The 16,669-nt window shown below is 71.5% G+C and carries 12 protein-coding genes; 6 read left to right on the forward strand and 6 right to left on the reverse strand.

From position 1 onward, the window contains the following. The first annotated feature begins 110 nt into the window (after nucleotides 1-110). From ACFYNL_RS09800 to ACFYNL_RS09810, 3 genes are read left to right on the forward strand one after another with little or no spacing between them, the layout of a single operon-like run. Complete coding sequence (locus ACFYNL_RS09800; RefSeq protein WP_388799363.1) at nucleotides 111-1,535, forward strand: FGGY family carbohydrate kinase; 1,425 nt, start codon at nucleotides 111-113, stop codon at nucleotides 1,533-1,535. 26 nt (nucleotides 1,536-1,561) lie between these two features. After that, on the forward strand, nucleotides 1,562-2,617 hold the full coding sequence (locus ACFYNL_RS09805) for a glycerophosphodiester phosphodiesterase family protein (RefSeq protein WP_388799366.1): 1,056 nt from the start codon (nucleotides 1,562-1,564) through the stop codon (nucleotides 2,615-2,617). After that, on the forward strand, nucleotides 2,617-2,850 hold the full coding sequence (locus ACFYNL_RS09810) for a hypothetical protein (RefSeq protein WP_388799369.1): 234 nt from the start codon (nucleotides 2,617-2,619) through the stop codon (nucleotides 2,848-2,850). The genes ACFYNL_RS09805 and ACFYNL_RS09810 overlap by 1 nt, the downstream gene beginning before the upstream one ends. A 3-nt stretch (nucleotides 2,851-2,853) precedes the next feature. On the opposite strand, the gene ACFYNL_RS09815 is transcribed toward ACFYNL_RS09810, so the two are convergent. Further along, nucleotides 2,854-3,498 carry a DsbA family protein gene (locus tag ACFYNL_RS09815; protein WP_388799372.1) on the reverse strand — a complete coding sequence of 215 codons (645 nt, stop codon included), beginning with the start codon at nucleotides 3,496-3,498 and terminating at the stop codon, nucleotides 2,854-2,856. 152 nt (nucleotides 3,499-3,650) lie between these two features. Here ACFYNL_RS09815 and pepN point away from each other — a divergent pair, with 152 nt between their 5' ends. Both pepN and ACFYNL_RS09825 read left to right on the forward strand, forming a co-directional pair. After that, the gene (pepN, locus tag ACFYNL_RS09820; protein ID WP_388799375.1) at nucleotides 3,651-6,230 is read left to right on the forward strand and encodes an aminopeptidase N; all 2,580 of its coding nucleotides are present in this window, start codon (nucleotides 3,651-3,653) and stop codon (nucleotides 6,228-6,230) included. A 281-nt stretch (nucleotides 6,231-6,511) separates the two neighbouring features. Beyond that, nucleotides 6,512-7,573 (forward strand): hypothetical protein, encoded by a 1,062-nt coding sequence (locus tag ACFYNL_RS09825; protein WP_388799378.1) that lies wholly within the window; start codon nucleotides 6,512-6,514, stop codon nucleotides 7,571-7,573. A gap of 81 nt (nucleotides 7,574-7,654) precedes the next feature. Here the strand turns inward: ACFYNL_RS09825 and ACFYNL_RS09830 are convergent, their stop codons facing one another. The 3 genes from ACFYNL_RS09830 to ACFYNL_RS09840 all read right to left on the reverse strand — a co-directional run bounded on the left by ACFYNL_RS09830 (nucleotide 7,655) and on the right by ACFYNL_RS09840 (nucleotide 11,419). Then, nucleotides 7,655-8,842 carry a serine hydrolase domain-containing protein gene (locus ACFYNL_RS09830; RefSeq protein ID WP_388799381.1) on the reverse strand — a complete coding sequence of 396 codons (1,188 nt, stop codon included), beginning with the start codon at nucleotides 8,840-8,842 and terminating at the stop codon, nucleotides 7,655-7,657. Between the two features lie 99 nt (nucleotides 8,843-8,941). Beyond that, a complete protein-coding gene (locus ACFYNL_RS09835) occupies nucleotides 8,942-10,729 on the reverse strand; it encodes a TIGR03767 family metallophosphoesterase (RefSeq protein WP_388799384.1) in 1,788 nt (595 codons plus the stop codon). Between the two features lie 231 nt (nucleotides 10,730-10,960). Then, nucleotides 10,961-11,419 (reverse strand): NUDIX hydrolase, encoded by a 459-nt coding sequence (locus tag ACFYNL_RS09840; protein WP_388799387.1) that lies wholly within the window; start codon nucleotides 11,417-11,419, stop codon nucleotides 10,961-10,963. Between the two features lie 228 nt (nucleotides 11,420-11,647). Between ACFYNL_RS09840 and ACFYNL_RS09845 the strand changes: the two genes are divergently transcribed. Further along, nucleotides 11,648-14,935, forward strand: a complete 3,288-nt coding sequence (locus ACFYNL_RS09845; RefSeq protein WP_388799390.1) for a S8 family serine peptidase — start codon at nucleotides 11,648-11,650, stop codon at nucleotides 14,933-14,935. Nucleotides 14,936-14,984: 49 nt separating this feature from the next. Here ACFYNL_RS09845 and ACFYNL_RS09850 read toward each other — a convergent pair whose 3' ends face one another. Further along, nucleotides 14,985-15,839 carry a hypothetical protein gene (locus ACFYNL_RS09850; protein WP_388799393.1) on the reverse strand — a complete coding sequence of 285 codons (855 nt, stop codon included), beginning with the start codon at nucleotides 15,837-15,839 and terminating at the stop codon, nucleotides 14,985-14,987. A gap of 1 nt (nucleotide 15,840) precedes the next feature. Further along, entirely contained in the window at nucleotides 15,841-16,383 is a 543-nt protein-coding gene (locus tag ACFYNL_RS09855) for an RNA polymerase sigma factor (RefSeq protein ID WP_388799396.1), read from the reverse strand. Nucleotides 16,384-16,669: the final 286 nt, after the last annotated feature.

Raw genomic sequence — 16,669 nt, forward strand, 5'->3', positions numbered from 1 at the left:
GAGCCGAAGGGGCGCGGCATATGGCGCCTCGTAGGCGAAAGAGCCAGAGATCCGGCACCCCAGCCGCAGGAAGCACCGCACAGTCGACCGAGCCGAAGAGGTGGGTGGGAATGTACGTCGGTATCGATGTAGGCACGTCCACGGTGAAGGCCGCCGCCTTCGACCACGCCGGCCGTGAACTGGCCGTGGCCTCCCGCCCGGTGGACCTCTCCCTGCACGGCGGGGTCGTCGAGCAGGACATGGACGAGGTGTACGGCGCGGTCGTCGCCGTACTCGCCGAGGTGACCGCCCGCGTCCCGGAACCGGTCGAGCTCGCCGGCCTCACCGGCCAGGGCGACGGCGTCTGGCTGGTGGACGCCGAGGGGCGCCCGGTGCGCCCGGCCGCCTCGTGGATGGACGGCCGGGCGCATGAACTCGTCGCCCGCTGGCTGGCCGACGGCACCTTCGAGACGGTGTTCCGGCGCACCGGCAGCGCGATGTTCCCGGGCTGTCCGGGCCCGCTCCTTACCTGGCTGGACAGTCACGAGCCGAAGGCGCTGGATGCCGCGAAGGCCGCCCTGTACTGCAAGGACATGGTGTTCCAGCGCCTGACGGGAGCAGGTCCGACCACCGACGTCTCGGACGCGTCGATGCCGTTCCTGGACCCGCGTACGCGGACGTACGACAACCGGGTCGTCGAGTTGCTGGGCCTGACCCGTCGCCGTGGCCTCCTCGCCCCCGTCAGCGACCCGATCGCGACGGCCCGCACGCGCGGCGAGGGTCTGCCGGCCGGCACCCGGATCTCGAACGGCCCGTACGATCTGCCGGCCTGCGCACTGGGGGCGGGGGTGACCTCCCCCGGCGACGGTCTCCTCATCGTCGGTACCTGCCTGGCCAGCCTGGTCACGACGACCGACCTGGACCTGACCGGCGAGCCGGCCGGCCTGTACATCAGCACCGACCGCCCCGGGTACTGGCTGCGTGCGATGCCCGCGATGGTCGGCACGGCGGCGCTGGACTGGGTGCTGTCGACGACGGGCGTCCGGCACGAGGAGGTCGACGGGCTGCTGGCCGAGACCCCGCCCGGTGCGAACGGTGTCCGTGTGCTGCCGTACTTCGCGCCGTCGGGCGAGCGCGCGCCCTTCGTCGAGCCCCGGCTGCGCGCCGAGCTCACCGGGGTCTGCCTGGAGTCCACGAAGGCCGACCTGATCCGCGCGACCTGCGAGGGCATCGGCTTCGCGGCCCGCCACTGCCTGGAGGCGGCGGGGCTGACCGGCTCGCTCGCCGTGTGCGGCGGCGGCACGCGCAGCCCCGCCTGGATGCGGCTGCTCGCCGACGTGCTGGGCCGGCCGCTCAGGGTCGTCGAGGGCGAGGTGGGGGCCCGGGGGGCGGTGCTGGCGGCGGCCTCGCGGTTCGGTCTCGCTCTGGACACGGCGGCCTGGACCGAGCCGACGGCGGTCGTCGAGCCCGACGCCGAGCGGGCGGCGTACTACGCGAGGTCCTACCAGGACCATCTGGCCCGGCTGGCCCGGGCCCGGCACACGGCACGCGCGTGAACGACCCGACGACACAAGGGAGTCACATGCACCTCAGACGTCGTTCCCTGCTGCTCGCGGCCGCCGCGGCCCCGGCGGCCACGGCCCTCCCGGCACAGGCGGCCGAGCAACCCGCGCCCGCCCGGCGTCCGCTCGTCATCGGCCACCGCGGCGCGGCCGGCTGGCGTCCGGAGCACACGGCGGCCTCGTACACGTACGCCGTGCAGACCGGCGCCGACTGGATAGAACCGGACCTGGTGCCGACGAAGGACCATGTGCTGGTGGTCCGGCACGAGAACGAGATCTCGCAGACCACGGACGTGGCCGCGCGTGCGGAGTTCGCGGGGCGCCGTACGACGAAGACGGTGGACGGGCGGTCGGTGACCGGCTGGTTCACGGAGGACTTCACGCTGGCGGAGCTGAAGACGCTGCGGGCGGTGGAGCGGCTGCCGCTGGTGCGCAACCGGAACACGGTGTTCGACGGGCGCGAGGAGGTGCTCACCTTCCAGGAGGTGGTGGATCTGGCGCGGCGGCTGTCGAGGGCGTACGGCCGTACGATCGCCGTCTTCCCCGAGACCAAGCATCCGACGTACTTCCGCTCGATCGGCCTGCCGCTGGAGCCGAAGCTGGCCTCCGCCGTCCGCCGCAACCGGCTCGGTCCGCGCGAGTGCGTCGTGCAGTCCTTCGAGCCGACGAGCCTGCGGCGGATGGCGGCGGAGCGGCTGAAGGTGCCGCTGTGGCAGGCGCTGGGGACCACGGGTGGGCCGTACGACCTGGTCTCGGCCGGTGATCCGACGACGTACCAGGACATGATGACCCCGGCGGGGCTGGCGCGGATCGCCGAGTACGCGGACTGGATCGGGCCGGACAAGTCGTCGGTCGCCGCCTCGTCCCTCGTGGCGGACGCGCATGCCGCGGGGCTGCGGATCGGGCCGTACACCTTCCGGGCGGAGAACCAGTTCCTGCCCGCCCGGTTCCGGCGTGGCAGCGGAGCGAACGATTTCGGGGACGCGTTCGCGGAGTACGCGCTGTACTACGCACTGGGAGTCGACGCGGTGGTGACCGACTTCCCCGATCTGGCGGTGATGGCTAGGAGGGGTTGATGAGGACGTTCAGGCTGTCGTGCCCGACCTGCGGCACGATGCAGGACTTCCGGCTCGTCAACGGCGAGGAGAAGGCGGCGATCCGGGCGGACAGAGGGAACGGCTACGACGTGGACAACCTCTGGCGCTGCATGGCCAAGGGGTGTCTGACGTACTACCGCCACCTCAACAAGTACGACCGCGGCCTCCTCCCCGAGAGGTTCCGCGAGGAGGAGGCCGCCGCCCAGGAGTGACCCCTACAGGTTGCTGAAGTCCGGCCCCTTCGTCCGGGTGCGCTTGATCTCGTAGAAGCCCGGCACGGAGGCCACGGCGAGGGTGCCGTCCCAGAGCTTGGCGGCATCCTCGCCCTTGGGGGCGGGGGTGACGACCGGACCGAAGAAGGCGAGCTGCTCACCGTCGGCGCCGGGGACGGCGATGACCGGCGTGCCGACCTCCTGGCCGACCTTGCCGATGCCCTCCTTGTGGGAGGCGCGCAGCTCGGCGTCGAACTCGAAGTCCTCCTGGTCGGCGTAGTCGATCAGATCGGCGGGCAGCCCGGCGTCGGCCAGCGCGCCGGCTATGGCCTCGGTGGTCGGGCCCTCGCCGTTGTTGTGGAAGCGGGTGCCGAGCGCGGTGTAGAGGGGGCCGAGGACGTCGTCGCCGTGCTTCTGCCAGGCGGCGGTCACCACGCGTACCGGCTTCCACGCGTGCGTGGCGAGCATCTCGCGGTACTCCTCGGGCAGTTCGTCCAGCTTGTCCTCGTTCAGCACGGCCAGGCTCATGATGTGCCACCGCACCTCGATGTCACGGACCTTCTCCACCTCCAGCACCCAGCGGGAGGTCATCCAGGCCCAGGGGCACAGCGGGTCGAACCAGAAGTCGACGGGGGTCTTCTCCGACATGTCTCTCCTCATGAGGCAGGCGTGGGTCCGCGCAACGTCTGGGGCAACGCCGCCGCCCGGCATGTCATTCCCCGGTGCCGTGCGGGCAGGGCGCATGGCAGGATCAGGACCGTCCGTCCGCATACTGAACACCACCCGAGGGAGCGCCGCCCGTGCCCGGTGAGAATCTGTCCCGTGACGAGGCCCGAGAGCGGGCCGCCCTGCTGTCCGTCGACGGGTACGACGTGTCCCTGGACGTGCGTTCCGCCGTCGGCGACCGGGACGCCGGGAGCGAGGCGCCGCGCACGTTCCGCTCGGTCACCACCATCCGCTTCCGCTGCGCCGAGCCCGGCGCCACCAGCTTCGCGGACCTGATCGCGCCGAGCGTGACGGCCGTCTCCCTCAACGGCAAGGACCTGGACCCGAGCGAGGTCTTCGACGGTTCACGGATCGTCCTGGAGGACCTGGCCGCCGACAACGAGCTGACCGTCGACGCCCAGTGCGCCTACTCCCGCACCGGCGAGGGCCTGCACCGCTTCGTCGATCCCGAGGACGGCGAGGTGTACCTGTACACCCAGTACGAGCCTGCCGACTCCCGCCGTGTCTTCGCGGGCTTCGAGCAGCCGGACCTCAAGGCACCCTTCCGCTTCGAGGTGCGGGCGCCCGAGGGCTGGACCGTGTGGAGCAACGGGGCCGGTGAACTCGCCGACGGGACGTGGCGGTTCGCGGAGACCAAGCCGATCTCGACGTACATCACCTGCGTGGTGGCGGGCCCGTACCACTACGTCACGGACTCCTACGCGCGCACCTTCGACGACGGCACGACCCTGGAGGTCCCCCTGGGCGCGATGTGCCGCAAGGCGCTGGCGCCCCACTTCGACGCCGAGGACGTCTTCCTGGTCACCAAGCAGGGCCTGGACTTCTTCCACGACCACTTCGACTACCCGTACCCCTTCGGGAAGTACGACCAGGCGTTCGTGCCGGAGTACAACCTCGGCGCGATGGAGAACCCGGGGATGGTCACCTTCCGCGAGGAGTTCATCTTCCGCGGGAAGGTGACCCGCACCTCCTACGAGGGCCGGGCGAACGTCATCCTGCACGAGATGGCGCACATGTGGTTCGGCGACCTGGTCACCATGGTGTGGTGGGACGACCTGTGGCTGAAGGAGTCCTTCGCGGACTTCATGGGCACGTTCGCGAGCGTCGGCGCGACCCGCTTCAAGGACGCCTGGATCACCTTCGCCAACCGCCGCAAGGCCTGGGCGTACCGCGCCGACCAGCTGCCCTCCACGCACCCGATCACCGCGGACATCCGCGACCTGCAGGACGCGAAGCTGAACTTCGACGGCATCACCTACGCCAAGGGCGCCTCCGTCCTGAAGCAGCTCGTGGCGTACGTCGGCCAGGACGCGTTCCTGGAGGGCGCCCGGCGCTACTTCAAGCGGCACGCGTACGGCAACACGCGCCTCGGTGACCTGCTGTCGGTGCTGGAGGAGACCAGCGGCCGGGACATGAGCGCCTGGGCGCGGTCCTGGCTGCAGACGGCGGGCGTGAACTCGCTGACGCCGCAGGTGCTGCTGGACCCCGAGGGCAGGGTGAGCGAGCTGGCGGTGGTGCAGGAGGCCGCCGAGTCGCACCCGGAGCTGCGCCCGCACCGGGTGGCCGTGGGTCTGTACCGGCGCGGTGCGGGCGGCGAGCTGGCCCGGTACGCGCGCGCCGAGGTGGACGTCGACGGGCCGCGGACGGTGGTGGCGGAGCTGGCGGGCGCCGAGGCGCCGGAGCTGGTGCTGGTCAACGACGACGACCTGACGTACTGCAAGACCCGTTTCGACGAGACGTCGCTGGCGACGCTGCGTGTCGCCCTGGGCGACCTGACCGATCCGCTGGCCCGCGCCCTGTGCTGGTCGGCGCTGTGGAACATGACGCGGGACGCGCTGCTGCCGGCGCGCGAGTTCATCGGCCTGGTGCTGGAGTTCGCGCACCGGGAGTCCGACATCGGCGTCCTGCAGATGCTGCACGCCTGGGCCGAGTCGGCGCTGACGAACTACGCGGCGCCGAAGTGGCGGGCCCAGGGCGCCGAGCTGCTCAGGCGGGGCACCCTGGACCAGCTGTACGCCGCCGAGCACGGCAGCGAACACCAGCTGGCGATGGCGCGGTTCTTCGCCCGGGTGACGGACGAGCCGGGCCTGGAGCTGCTGACCGGCCTGCTCGACGGTACGGCCGCCATCGAGGGTCTCGACGTCGACCAGGAGCTGCGCTGGGTGTTCCTGGAGCCGCTGGCCGCGCACGGCGTGGTCGACGAGTCGGCGCTGGCGGCCGAACTGGCCCGGGACGACACCGCGACCGGCCGGCGCCACCAGGTGCGCTGCCTCGCCGCCCGGCCGTCCGAGGCGGTGAAGGCCCAGGCGTGGGCGCAGGTCGTCGAGTCGGACGCGCTGTCCAACGCCCTGGTCGAGGCGACCATCGCGGGCTTTGCGCAGTCGAACCAGCGGGAGCTGCTCGCGCCGTACGCCGAGAAGTACTTCGCGGCCATCGAGCGGGTGTGGTCCGAGCGGTCCATCCAGATCGGCATGGACGTGGTCCGGGGCCTGTTCCCGGCGCTCCAGCACTCACAGGCGACGCTGGACGCCGCGGACGCGTGGCTCGCGGCCCACGAGGACGCGGCCCCGGCGCTGCGGCGGCTGGTGCTGGAGGCGCGGGACGATCTGGCGCGGGGGCTGCGGGGGCAGGCGTGCGACGCGGCGCACGAGTGAGCCGTGGGGGCGCCGCCCGCTGACGGCGCCCCGTAGGCGAACGCGCCGTCCAAAGCGGCGTCAACCGCACACGACCTCTGGCCAACGATCACGGCCCTCCGTGACCGTTACGGAATTCAGGCAATAGCAGCCGTAACCCCTGGTCCAACCCGAACGGACCAGGGGTTTTCCGTGCCTACTCGGCATCCGAACACCCGTCCTTTAGTGCTGGGTTGTCCGTATTTGTCGACGACCGTGTAACAGCGGTTAGGAGGCGGACGGGACGCGGGAACCTCCGGGGCATGAACCACAACGCCCCGCTCCCCCCGCTCTCCCCCCGCCCGCTGCGCCACCTCTCCGAGGTGCACCGCCGTGTCATGACGGCGGCGCAGCTGAAGTCGCACGGTGTCCAGCCTTCCGAGACGAACGAGCACTGCCGCCCCGGCGGCCCCTGGCAGCAGTTCCTGCCCGGCGTCTTCCTGCTCCACCCCGGCCCGCCGACCAGCGAGGAGCGCCTGCACGCGGTGCTGATGTACGCGGCGCGGGAACGGGCGTCCGGGGTGCCCTCGCAGCCGAACGCGGGCGAGGGCCACGCCGCCCCCCGCTACCCCGACGCGGTGATCACGGGGCTCGCCGCACTGACCCTGCACGGCTTCGCGGCGACGCCGCCGCTGACCGCGCTGGACACGATCGACGTCCTGGTCCCCCGTATGCGCCGGCTGCGCTCCGCGGGCTGTGCCCGCCTGCTGCGCACCCCCGCGCTCCCCCAGCCCGAGCAGGTGACGGGCCTGCCGGTGGCACCGGTTCCGCGGGCCCTCGCCGACGCGGTCGCCGAGCTGACGGACGCGGGGGCCGTACGCCGGCTGCTGACCGAGGCCGTCCGCGGCGGCCACTGCGAACCTGCCTCGGTGGTACGGGAGTTGAACCAGGCGAAGCTGCTGTCCCGGCCGCACGTGGTGGACGCGGTGGACTCGCTGCTCGCCGAGGGCCGCGCGATCGCGGAGGACCGCCTGTACGAGATGGTCCGCGACCACGCCCTGCCCGACCCCGTCTGGAACGTCGACCTGCGCCTGCCCGGCGGCCCCCACCTCGGCGGCCTGGACGCCTACTGGCCGGAGCAGGCCGTCGCGGTGGAGCTGGACACGCGGGCCCCCCGTCAGGGCCACCGGCAGGACGAGGACGCCCTGTGGTCGGAGTACGTCCGCAAGCGCGAGCATCTGGAGCGCCTCGGCATCACGGTCGTGTACATCACCCCGAAGAAGCTGCGGGAGTCGATGGAGCAGCAGGCGGCGGTGGTCCGTACCGCCCTGATGGCGGCGGCGGACCGTGATCCGGCCGCGTACGTCGTGGTGCTGCCCCGGTAGTGACGGACCGGGAGCACAGCACCAGGAGGGGAGAGGAGGGGCCGCCCGGCCGGAAGGTCCGGGCGGCCCCTCCTCGTGCCGTCAGCTGAGGTCCGGGCCGCGCGTCGCGCTACGCCCGGTGGCCGTGGCCTTCCCGCAGAACTCCGCCTCGGTCACCGCCGTCGTGTCCCCCGACCAGTCGCCGTTGAAGTTGAAGGCGAGGGAGTGCCGGCCGTCCCGGGTCGTGACCGCCTCGGACAGGGAGCCGTGGATGCCGCCGCCGTGACCCCAGACGGTGACACCGCAGCTCAGCTCGGTACTCATCAGGCCGAGGCCGTAGGAGTGGGCCGGGTCGACGCGGATGGTCGTGGTCATCTCGTTCAGCTGCTCGCGCGGCAGGAGCCTGCCGCGCAGGAGAGCCGTGTAGAAGCGGTTGAGGTCCTTGGAGTCGGAGATCATCTCCCCGGCCGCCCAGGCCAGCGACGGGTTGATCCGCGTCACGTCGTACGTCGGACCCGTCGCCGTCTCGGCCAGCTTGGAGTAGGCGCGGCTGCTGGGCCGCGGCACCGTCACACGGGTGCCGGGGACGGACGTGGCCCTCAGCTTCAGGGGTTCGACGAGGCGCTCGCGGATCTCGGTGCCGTACGGGCGGCCCGTGACCTTCTCGATCACCATGCCGGCCAGGACGTAGTTGGTGTTGGAGTAGTTCCAGGACGTGCCCGGCTCGAAGTCCGGCTTGTGGGTCATGGCGACCGCGACCAGCTGTTCGGGCGTCCTGGTGTCGTAGCGGTGCTCGAAGAAGCCCTCCTTGAGGAAGTAGGTGCGGCCGAAGTCCTCGTCCGCCGTGTAGTTGAAGATGCCGCTGGTGTGGTTGAGGAGCTGGCGGAGGGTGACGCGGCTGCCGTCGTGGCCGTTGCCCTCCACCACGCCCGGCAGCCACCTGTCCACCGTGTCGTCCAGCGACAGCCTGCCCTCCGCCTCCAGCTGGAGCAGCACCGTGGCGACGAAGGTCTTGGTGATGCTGCCCACCCGGTAGCGGTCGTCGGCCGAACGCGGCTTGCCCGTCCTGAGGTTGCCGACCCCCGCCGTGGCCGACCAGGTGCCCTTCGCGTCCTTCGCCGTCACCGTCACGCCGGGGATTCCGGTCCCGACCGCGGCCTCGATGGCCTTGCGGGTCGCCCCGTGGTCCGCTCCGGCGGGCGGTGCCGCCACCGCGGGGGCCGCGAGGGCCACGGACAGCGCCACAGCGGTCCCCGCCACCAGGGCCGCTCGTTTCGTACGTACGCTCATGTCTCTCCCCCTTCTCACCGCTCACGTCGAGCGGGGTCGGTGGGAGAGACCGGGCGGGAGGGACGAAGGTTGAGACGATGAACGCCAGTTGAGCGTGTTTCAGCCCTTCTTCAGCACGAGTTCGGTGTTGCGGTCCCGCCGGTCGCCCGCCAGCGTCGTGCGCGCGCCGGGGGCGTTCAGGGAGAGCTCCCGGTACAGGGCGGCCAGGCCCGTCTGGGAGAGGTCGGTGAAGTCCGTGCGGTGCGGGGCCGAGGACTCGATCAGGGTGGTGAACAGGGAGAGCGTGCCGTCCTTGTTGTCCACCACCTCGATGATCCGGGCGAGTTGCGGGAAGTCGACGTGGGAGGCGGTGGAGATCTCCCAGAAGGAGCCGCCGGCGGCGCCGGAGCGCGGGGTGATGACGTTCTTGTGGATGTGGCCGTTCACCCAGGCCAGCACGTTGCGGTGGCTCGCGAGCAGCTCCACCACCTCCGTGCCGCCCACCCGCCGCTCACCGGGGCGGGCCGGGTCGCGGCGGAGGTTGTCCATCGTCTCGCTGGTGTGATGGCTGAAGATGATCGCGTACGAGTCCTTGTGGTCGCGCAGCGTCCTGTCCAGCCACCTGAACTGCGCCGCCCCGATGGACCCTTCGTAGTGCCCGCCCGGGTCGGTGGTGTCGAGGCTGATGCCGATGACGTCGTCGGCGATGCGGAAGCTGTAGTACTGCGTGCCCGCGTCCAGGTTGGCCGTCGAGTAGCCGTGCCCGACCGGGCCGTGGCCCCGGAACGCCGGGTCCAGGTGGGCCCGCAGGTACTCCCGGGGCGTGAACGGGGCCCGGCTCTCGTCGGGCGTGACCGAGCGCATCGAGCGGGCGTGGGCCTTGAGGAAGTCCTTGAAGACCGTGCCCCTGGGGTCCTTGTCCTGCTTGAGGGAGTCCTGGAGCTTCTTGGCGTCGGCCGCCGAGACGTTCATCAGCTTCCTTCCGCCGACGGCGAGGTCGGTCAGGTAGGAGTCGCCGTGCGAGGCGTAGGTGCCGAGCGGCATCGCGTCGTGGTTGCCGACCGTCGAGTACCAGGGGATGTTCAGGCCGGGGCTGCGCAGTTCACGTATCGCGGCGGCCAGATAGCCCTCGATGTGCGGGAAGCCGAGCTGCTTGTCGGCGTCGCGGACGCTGTCGTCGGCCTGCCAGTAGAGCTTCAGGCCACTGCTCTGGACGCCCTCGTACTGCCGCCGATCACCGGTGTTCGGGGTGACCCGGCCGCCGCTCATCACCGTCAGGAACCACTCCAGCTCGGATCTGCAGTTGTTGTCGGTGTTGTCGCCGGTGGTCATGGCGAAGTGCAGCGGGGCGCCGGTGACGGGGCCGCCGCGCAGCGCGTTGATCCGCTCGACGAGCGCCACCGCTCCCGGCACGCTCAGCGCCTCCTGCGGCCGCCAGGCGTGCACGTCCGTGGCGCGCAGGTACTCCAGCCGGAGCGGGTGCTGGGCGTCGATCAGGTGCAGATCGGTGAGCTGGACGAAGGCGGCGAGCGCCGTACGCCGGTTCGCGCGCCCCGTCTTCGGCGCGGCCAGGTCCTCGCGGACGATCCGCCGCCAGCCGGGGCCGTCACCCAGGCGGCGGTAGCCGGAGCCGCCGACCGGGGTGGCGACGCCGGCGAGGGTCGTGCCCCGGGTGTAGGGGGCGAGCGCCACCGGGAGCCTGCGGGAGGCGCCGACGGGGGCCTCGGCGGCGTCACCGACGCCCGCCGCGCTCGTGGTGCCCGTGGCCGTGGCCGTGGCGGCCTGGCTGTCGGTGGGCCGCAGGGCGTGGCCGACGCCCGCGGAAAGGGCCACCGCCCCGGTCGCGGCGAGCAGGGTTCGACGGTGGATCCCCAGCGCGGAGCTGGCGACAGAGCGTATGCGCGACATGCGCGATCTCCCCGAGTGCGAACGCGTCGGCAGTGGTCGCGGGCTTTCGCTTCCGCGAAACGTCCCGCTCACCAGGGATCGTTGGCACCGGGGATGACCTGCGTGTGAACACGGCCGCAACGGGCAGCGCCGATCACCGTACGTGGATCTTGGACTACCTTCCGCGTCCACGGCCGCTCCTCGAACGGCCGGGACACGGTCACTCCCTGTTCATTTTCCGGGGTAGCACAGCTATCGCCCCGGGCTCTGGATCCGTCCCACGGCCGGCCGCTCCCGCCACAGCGACAACCCCAGGTCGACCATCCGGACCCGGGTCAGGCCCGGCACGTCGTCGAGGGGGTGCCAGGCGGCCATGTCCGTGGAGCCGTTCACCTCGTGGCGCAGGTCGCCGCCGGTGATCTCGGCCTCGTAGACGAGCCGTACGCCGTGGTGGTCGACCCCTCTGCCGAAGCGGCCGGGGAAGACCCGGCGGGAGGAGTCGACGCCGAGCAGGCCGGTGGGTTCGACGAGATAGCCGGTCTCCTCCTCCAGCTCCCGCACGACCGTGTCGTAGGGGTCCTCGCCGTGCTCCATGCCACCGCCCGGCAGCACCCACTCGAAGCCGCCGTGGGGCGCCGGGGACCGGGCGAGGAGGAGCTGTCCGTCACGTACGCATATGGCGTAGGCCGCCACCCTCAACTTCTTCCGCACATGGGGACGTTAGTCGGCCGTCGGCGAGTCGGCAGGCGAATATGGGTGCCGTTCGGGCGGCTTGCCCCCCTTCCCAGCTTCTCGCCCGGTATGCACAGGGGGTTTCCCCCACCTCTCCATTTCGATTCGGTCAACTCTTCCCAAACATCCTTCCCTTGCGTAAGGCTGTGCGGTCGTCCGGGATCGCATACCGGACGACCGATGCTCCTTTACCAACAAGGGATGCCGATGACCCTCACCCCCCAGCGCGATCCGAAGCCGGGTCCGAGACGCGCGGTCCGCACAGCCGTGGCCGCCGGTCTCGTCGCCGCGCTCTCCGCGGCCGGGCCGATATCCGCGGCCGTCGCCGCGGACGCCGTTCCCGCGGCGGCGGACCCGAGCGTCAAGTCCGCGCACGACAAGCTCGGTTCGAGCGACGCCGACCTCCTCGCCGAGGCCAAGGCGGACGGCGACAAGAACGTCACGATGATGATCGCGACCGCGCCCGGTCAGACCGAGAAGGTCGCCGACGAACTGGACGCGGTCGGCTCTGTGGGCCGCACCTACGACAAGCTCGGCTACGTCCGGGCCACCGTGCCCACCGCCAAGGCCGACTCGGCCATCGCGGCCGCCACGAAGCTCTCCTCGGTGCACGGCATCGACCTGCGCGAGGAGATACCCCTGGACGACCCCGCCGTCGACACCGAGGCGTCGACGGCCGCCGCGGCGTCCTACCCGGCCCCGGGCAAGAAGACGCCGGCCGAGAACCCGTACAACCCGTCCTTCGAGACCGGCGCCGTCGACTTCGTCGAGGACCACCCGAAGGCGGACGGCCGCGGCATCACCATCGGCATCCTCGACTCCGGCGTCGACCTCAGCCACCCCGCGCTGCAGAAGACCACGACCGGTGAGCGCAAGATCGTCGACTGGGTCACCGCCACCGACCCGCTCGTCGACAACGACCGCACCTGGCGCCCGATGGTGACCTCCGTCTCCGGGCCCACCTTCACCTACGGCGGCAAGACCTGGACCGCGCCGGCCGGTTCCTACCAGGTCAGCACCTTCCTGGAGTCGTACACCACCGGCGGCGACGCGGCGGGCGACGCCAACCGCGACGGCGACAAGACCGACTCCTGGGGCGTCCTGTACGACGCCGCGAACGGCACCGTCCGGGTCGACCTCAACAACAACAACGACTTCGGTGACGACACCCCGATGAAGCCGTACAAGGACGGCTTCCAGATCGGGTGGTTCGGCACCGACGACCCGTCCACCGACGTCGCCGAGCGCCAGCCGTTCGTCGTGCAGATCCGCAAGGACGTGCCGATGGACCCGCTGGGCGGGACCTGGGTCGGCAAGAAGGCCGACTTCGTCAACATCGGCGTCATCGAGTCCGAGCACGGCACGCACGTCGCCGGCATCACCGCCGCCAACGGCCTGTTCGGCGGCGAGATGAACGGCGCGGCGCCCGGCGCCAAGCTCGTCGCCTCCCGTGCCTGCACCTGGACCGGCGGCTGCACCAACGTCGCGCTCACCGAGGGCATGATCGACCTCGTCGTCAACCGCGGCGTCGACATCGTCAACATGTCCATCGGCGGGCTTCCGGCGCTGAACGACGGCAACAACGCGCGCTCGGAGCTGTACACGCGCCTCATCGACACCTACGGCGTGCAGCTGGTGATCTCGGCGGGCAACTCCGGCCCCGGCGCCAACACCATCGGCGACCCGGCCCTGTCCAGCAAGGTCATCTCGGTCGGCGCGACCGTCTCCAAGGAGACCTGGGCCGCCAACTACGGCTCGGTCGTGGAGAAGAAGTACGCGATGATGCCGTTCTCCTCGCGCGGCCCGCGTGAGGACGGCGGCTTCACCCCGACCCTGTCGGCCCCGGGTGCCGCGATCAACACCATCCAGACCTGGCTGCCGGGCGCCCCGGTCGCCGAGGCGGGCTACTCGCTGCCGGCCGGCTACGGCATGCTCCAGGGCACCTCGATGGCCTCCCCGCAGGCCGCGGGCGCGGCCGCGCTGCTGCTGAGCGCCGCGAAGCAGAAGAGCATCGACCTCACCCCGGCGAAGCTGCGCACCGCGCTGACCTCGACCGCCGACCACATCAAGGGTGTCCAGGCGTACGAGGAGGGTGCGGGCCTCATCAACGTCGAGGACGCCTGGGACGCCATCCGTGACGGCGCCACCGCCCACGAGTACACGGTCAAGGCGCCGGTGGACACCGCGATCGACCAGTTCCTGAAGACGCCGGGCTTCGGCACGGGCGTCTACGACCGCGAGGGCGGCCTGAAGGTCGGCCAGAAGAAGACGTACGACGTCACCATCACCCGTACCTCAGGTGCGGACCGGGCGATCCGTCACGAGCTGCACTTCGAGAACAACGCCGGTGACACCTTCCGGATCGTCGGCTCCGACGAGATCAAGCTCGGCCTGAACAAGCCGGTCACCGTCCAGGTCGCCGCCAAGCCGTCCTCGGCCGGCATCAAGAGCGCCATCCTGGAGGTCGACGACCCGCGCACCGAGGGCATCGACAAGCAGGTCCTCAACACGGTCGTGGTCGCCGCGCCGCTGAAGTACACGTACTCGGCGTCCGGTTCGGTGCAGCGCAACAGCACCAAGCACTACTTCGTGACCGTGCCCGAGGGCGCCAAGTCGCTCGAGGTCGCGATCGGCGGGCTGAAGGACAAGAGCCAGACCCGGTTCATCGCCATCCACCCGTACGGCACCCCGTCCGACCCGACCGGCACGCCGAACTGCTACAACAACTACAACGACGGCAACGGCTGCAAGCCGGACGTGCGTTCCTACGCCGACCCGCAGCCCGGCGTCTGGGAGATCGAGGTCGAGTCGCGCCGTACGTCGCCGCTGCTCGACAACCCGTACAAGCTGGACGTCACCGTCCTCGGCGCGGCCTTCGACCCGGAGACCGTGACCGTCCCCGAGGCCAAGGTCGGCACGCCGGCCACCGCCTCCTGGAAGGTGACGAACAAGTACGCCGCGCTCGACGGCAAGCTGGCCGGCGGCCCGCTCGGCTCGTCGAAGACGACGCGTCCGACGATCGCCGAGGGCGCCACGCAGACCACCACGGTCGACGTGCCCGAGGGCGCCACGTCCCTCGACGTCACCATCGGCAACGTCTCCGACGCCGCCGCCGACCTGGACCTGGTCGTCTACGACGCGGCCGGCACCCAGGTGGGCAGCTCCGCCGACGGTGACTCGGAGGAGTCGGTCTCGATCGCCAAGCCGGCGGCCGGGAAGTACCGCATCGAGGTCGTCGGCTACGCGGTGCCAGGAGGCTCGACCGCGTACGACTACCTGGACGTGTTCTACTCGGCCGCGCTCGGCACCGTCCGGGTCGACGAGTCGGCGCCGGTGAAGCTCGGTACGGGCGACTCGGCCGCCGTCTCCGGCAGCGTCACCGCGCTCGCGGCCGCTCCGGAAGGCCGTGAGTTCTTCGGGCAGGTCCGGCTGCTCAACGCGCGCGGCACGGTCGCGGGTCTGGGCAACGTGAAGATCGAGAAGGTCACGCCGTAGTCCGTTGAACGGCAAGGGGGCGGGCGTCCGTTCGGGCGCCCGCCCCTCGTCATGCGCAGGTGAGGTTGCGCGCCTCGGGAAGCCCGGCGGCGATCCACGCCCGTTCGGGGGCGATGTCCCGCTCCCCGACGGCCCAGAAGTCCGGGGCCGCCGCGTGCCTGGGGATGCCGACCAGGATGTGCTCGCCCTCGCCGACGGCGTCCTCCTCCATCAGGAAGGTCACCTCGTCATGGCCCTTCCCCGGCTTCTGTGACTTCTCCGGCTTCTCCGGCTTCTCCGGCCAGTAGGAGCGGGTCACGCTCAGGGTGATCCGCTCCTGTGCCGTCCCCGGCACCGGCACCACGGCGGTGACGTCGCCCTCGGCGACCAGACGGGCGCAGGCGAGGTAGCGGGGGGTGCCGAAGGCGGCCTCGGCCTGCTTGCTGCTCGCCTCGTCGGCGCTGCTCCCCGAGGCCATGCCACCGCCGTCCCCGGCCTGCGACAGCAGCCAGCCCAGGCCGGTCACCACGGAGGCGACGGCGGCCACCGCGAGGGTGCCGAAGGCGAGGGTGAACGCACGACGCCGGGCGCGGGAGGACGGTCGCGGCCGGGCGGGCACAGGTTCGGGTTCCGGCTCCCGGGCCGGGTCCGGGGCCGCGGTGAGCGCGGTCCCGATGATCTCCAGCTGCGCTCGCAGCAGCGCCAGATCGGCGGTGGCCGACCGGTGCTCGGCCATCAGGGCGGCGTCCGCGCGGGCCTCGTCCGGCAGCGGTTCGCCGGTGATCGCGGCCATCAGCGCGTCGACACCGGTCCGGCCGTCTGAGCCGTCGCGGCCCGTCCGGCCGTCGTAGCCGTCTCGGCCGTCGCGGCCCGTGCGGCCTTCGTAGCCGTCGTGGCCCGTACGGCCTTCGTTCTCGGCGGTCACGTCACACCACCTCGTCCTCGTGCAGGCGGGCACGCAGGGCCCGTACCGCCGTGTGCAGCCTGCTCTTGACCGTGCCCTCGGGGATGCCGAGCTCCTCGGCGATCCCGCGCACCGGCAGGTCGGCGTAGAACCGCAGGACGAGGACCTGACGCTGGGCGTCGGGCAGTTCGTCCAGGCCCTGGGCGACGGCGAGGGACAGCAGGCTGGTGTCCTCGCCGGAGGGGTGTGCGGGCTCGCGCAGGGCGGCGAGCCGCTCGCCGAGCCGCTCCTGGCGCTTCTTGGCCCGGTGCCAGTCCATGGCGAGATTGGAGGCGACGACGGCCGCCCACGCGGACACGTCCCGCGGCGCCTCGCGACCGCTCGCGGCCCGCTCCAGCAGCCGCAGACGGACCTGCTGCACCCCGTCCGGCAGGTCCGCCTGCGGCACTCCGCCCAGCGCGAGCACCGCTCGCACCCGGCGTTCCTGGGCCGCGTCCAGCGGATCGTCCAGGACGTCCCGGACGACCCCGCCCCCCTGGCCGCGGCGGGCCTTTCTGCGCAGCACAGCCACCCCTCCCCTCGCCGTGTTGTGACTGTGACGCGGGCAGGGGCGGAAACGTTCGGCGGAAGGCACGGAAATGTCGCGGGGCAGGCCGAGGCGTACGTCACACACTCGCGTAGCCCGAAGCCGGATGGGCAGGTGAGCTTGCGGTGCGAGGCCGCCGTAAGGGGAATTTCTCCAGCTCAGACCTGGTTGGAGCCGCAGAAGCGGAGCCCGGGTCGTGGTCCGTCGCGTCCCATTGTTCGAGCATCCCGGTCAAACAATTGGACAGGTGGACCGAGGCGCACCG

The organism is Streptomyces sp. NPDC007808, assembly GCF_042868655.1.
Taxonomy (GTDB): Bacteria; Actinomycetota; Actinomycetes; order Streptomycetales; family Streptomycetaceae; genus Streptomyces.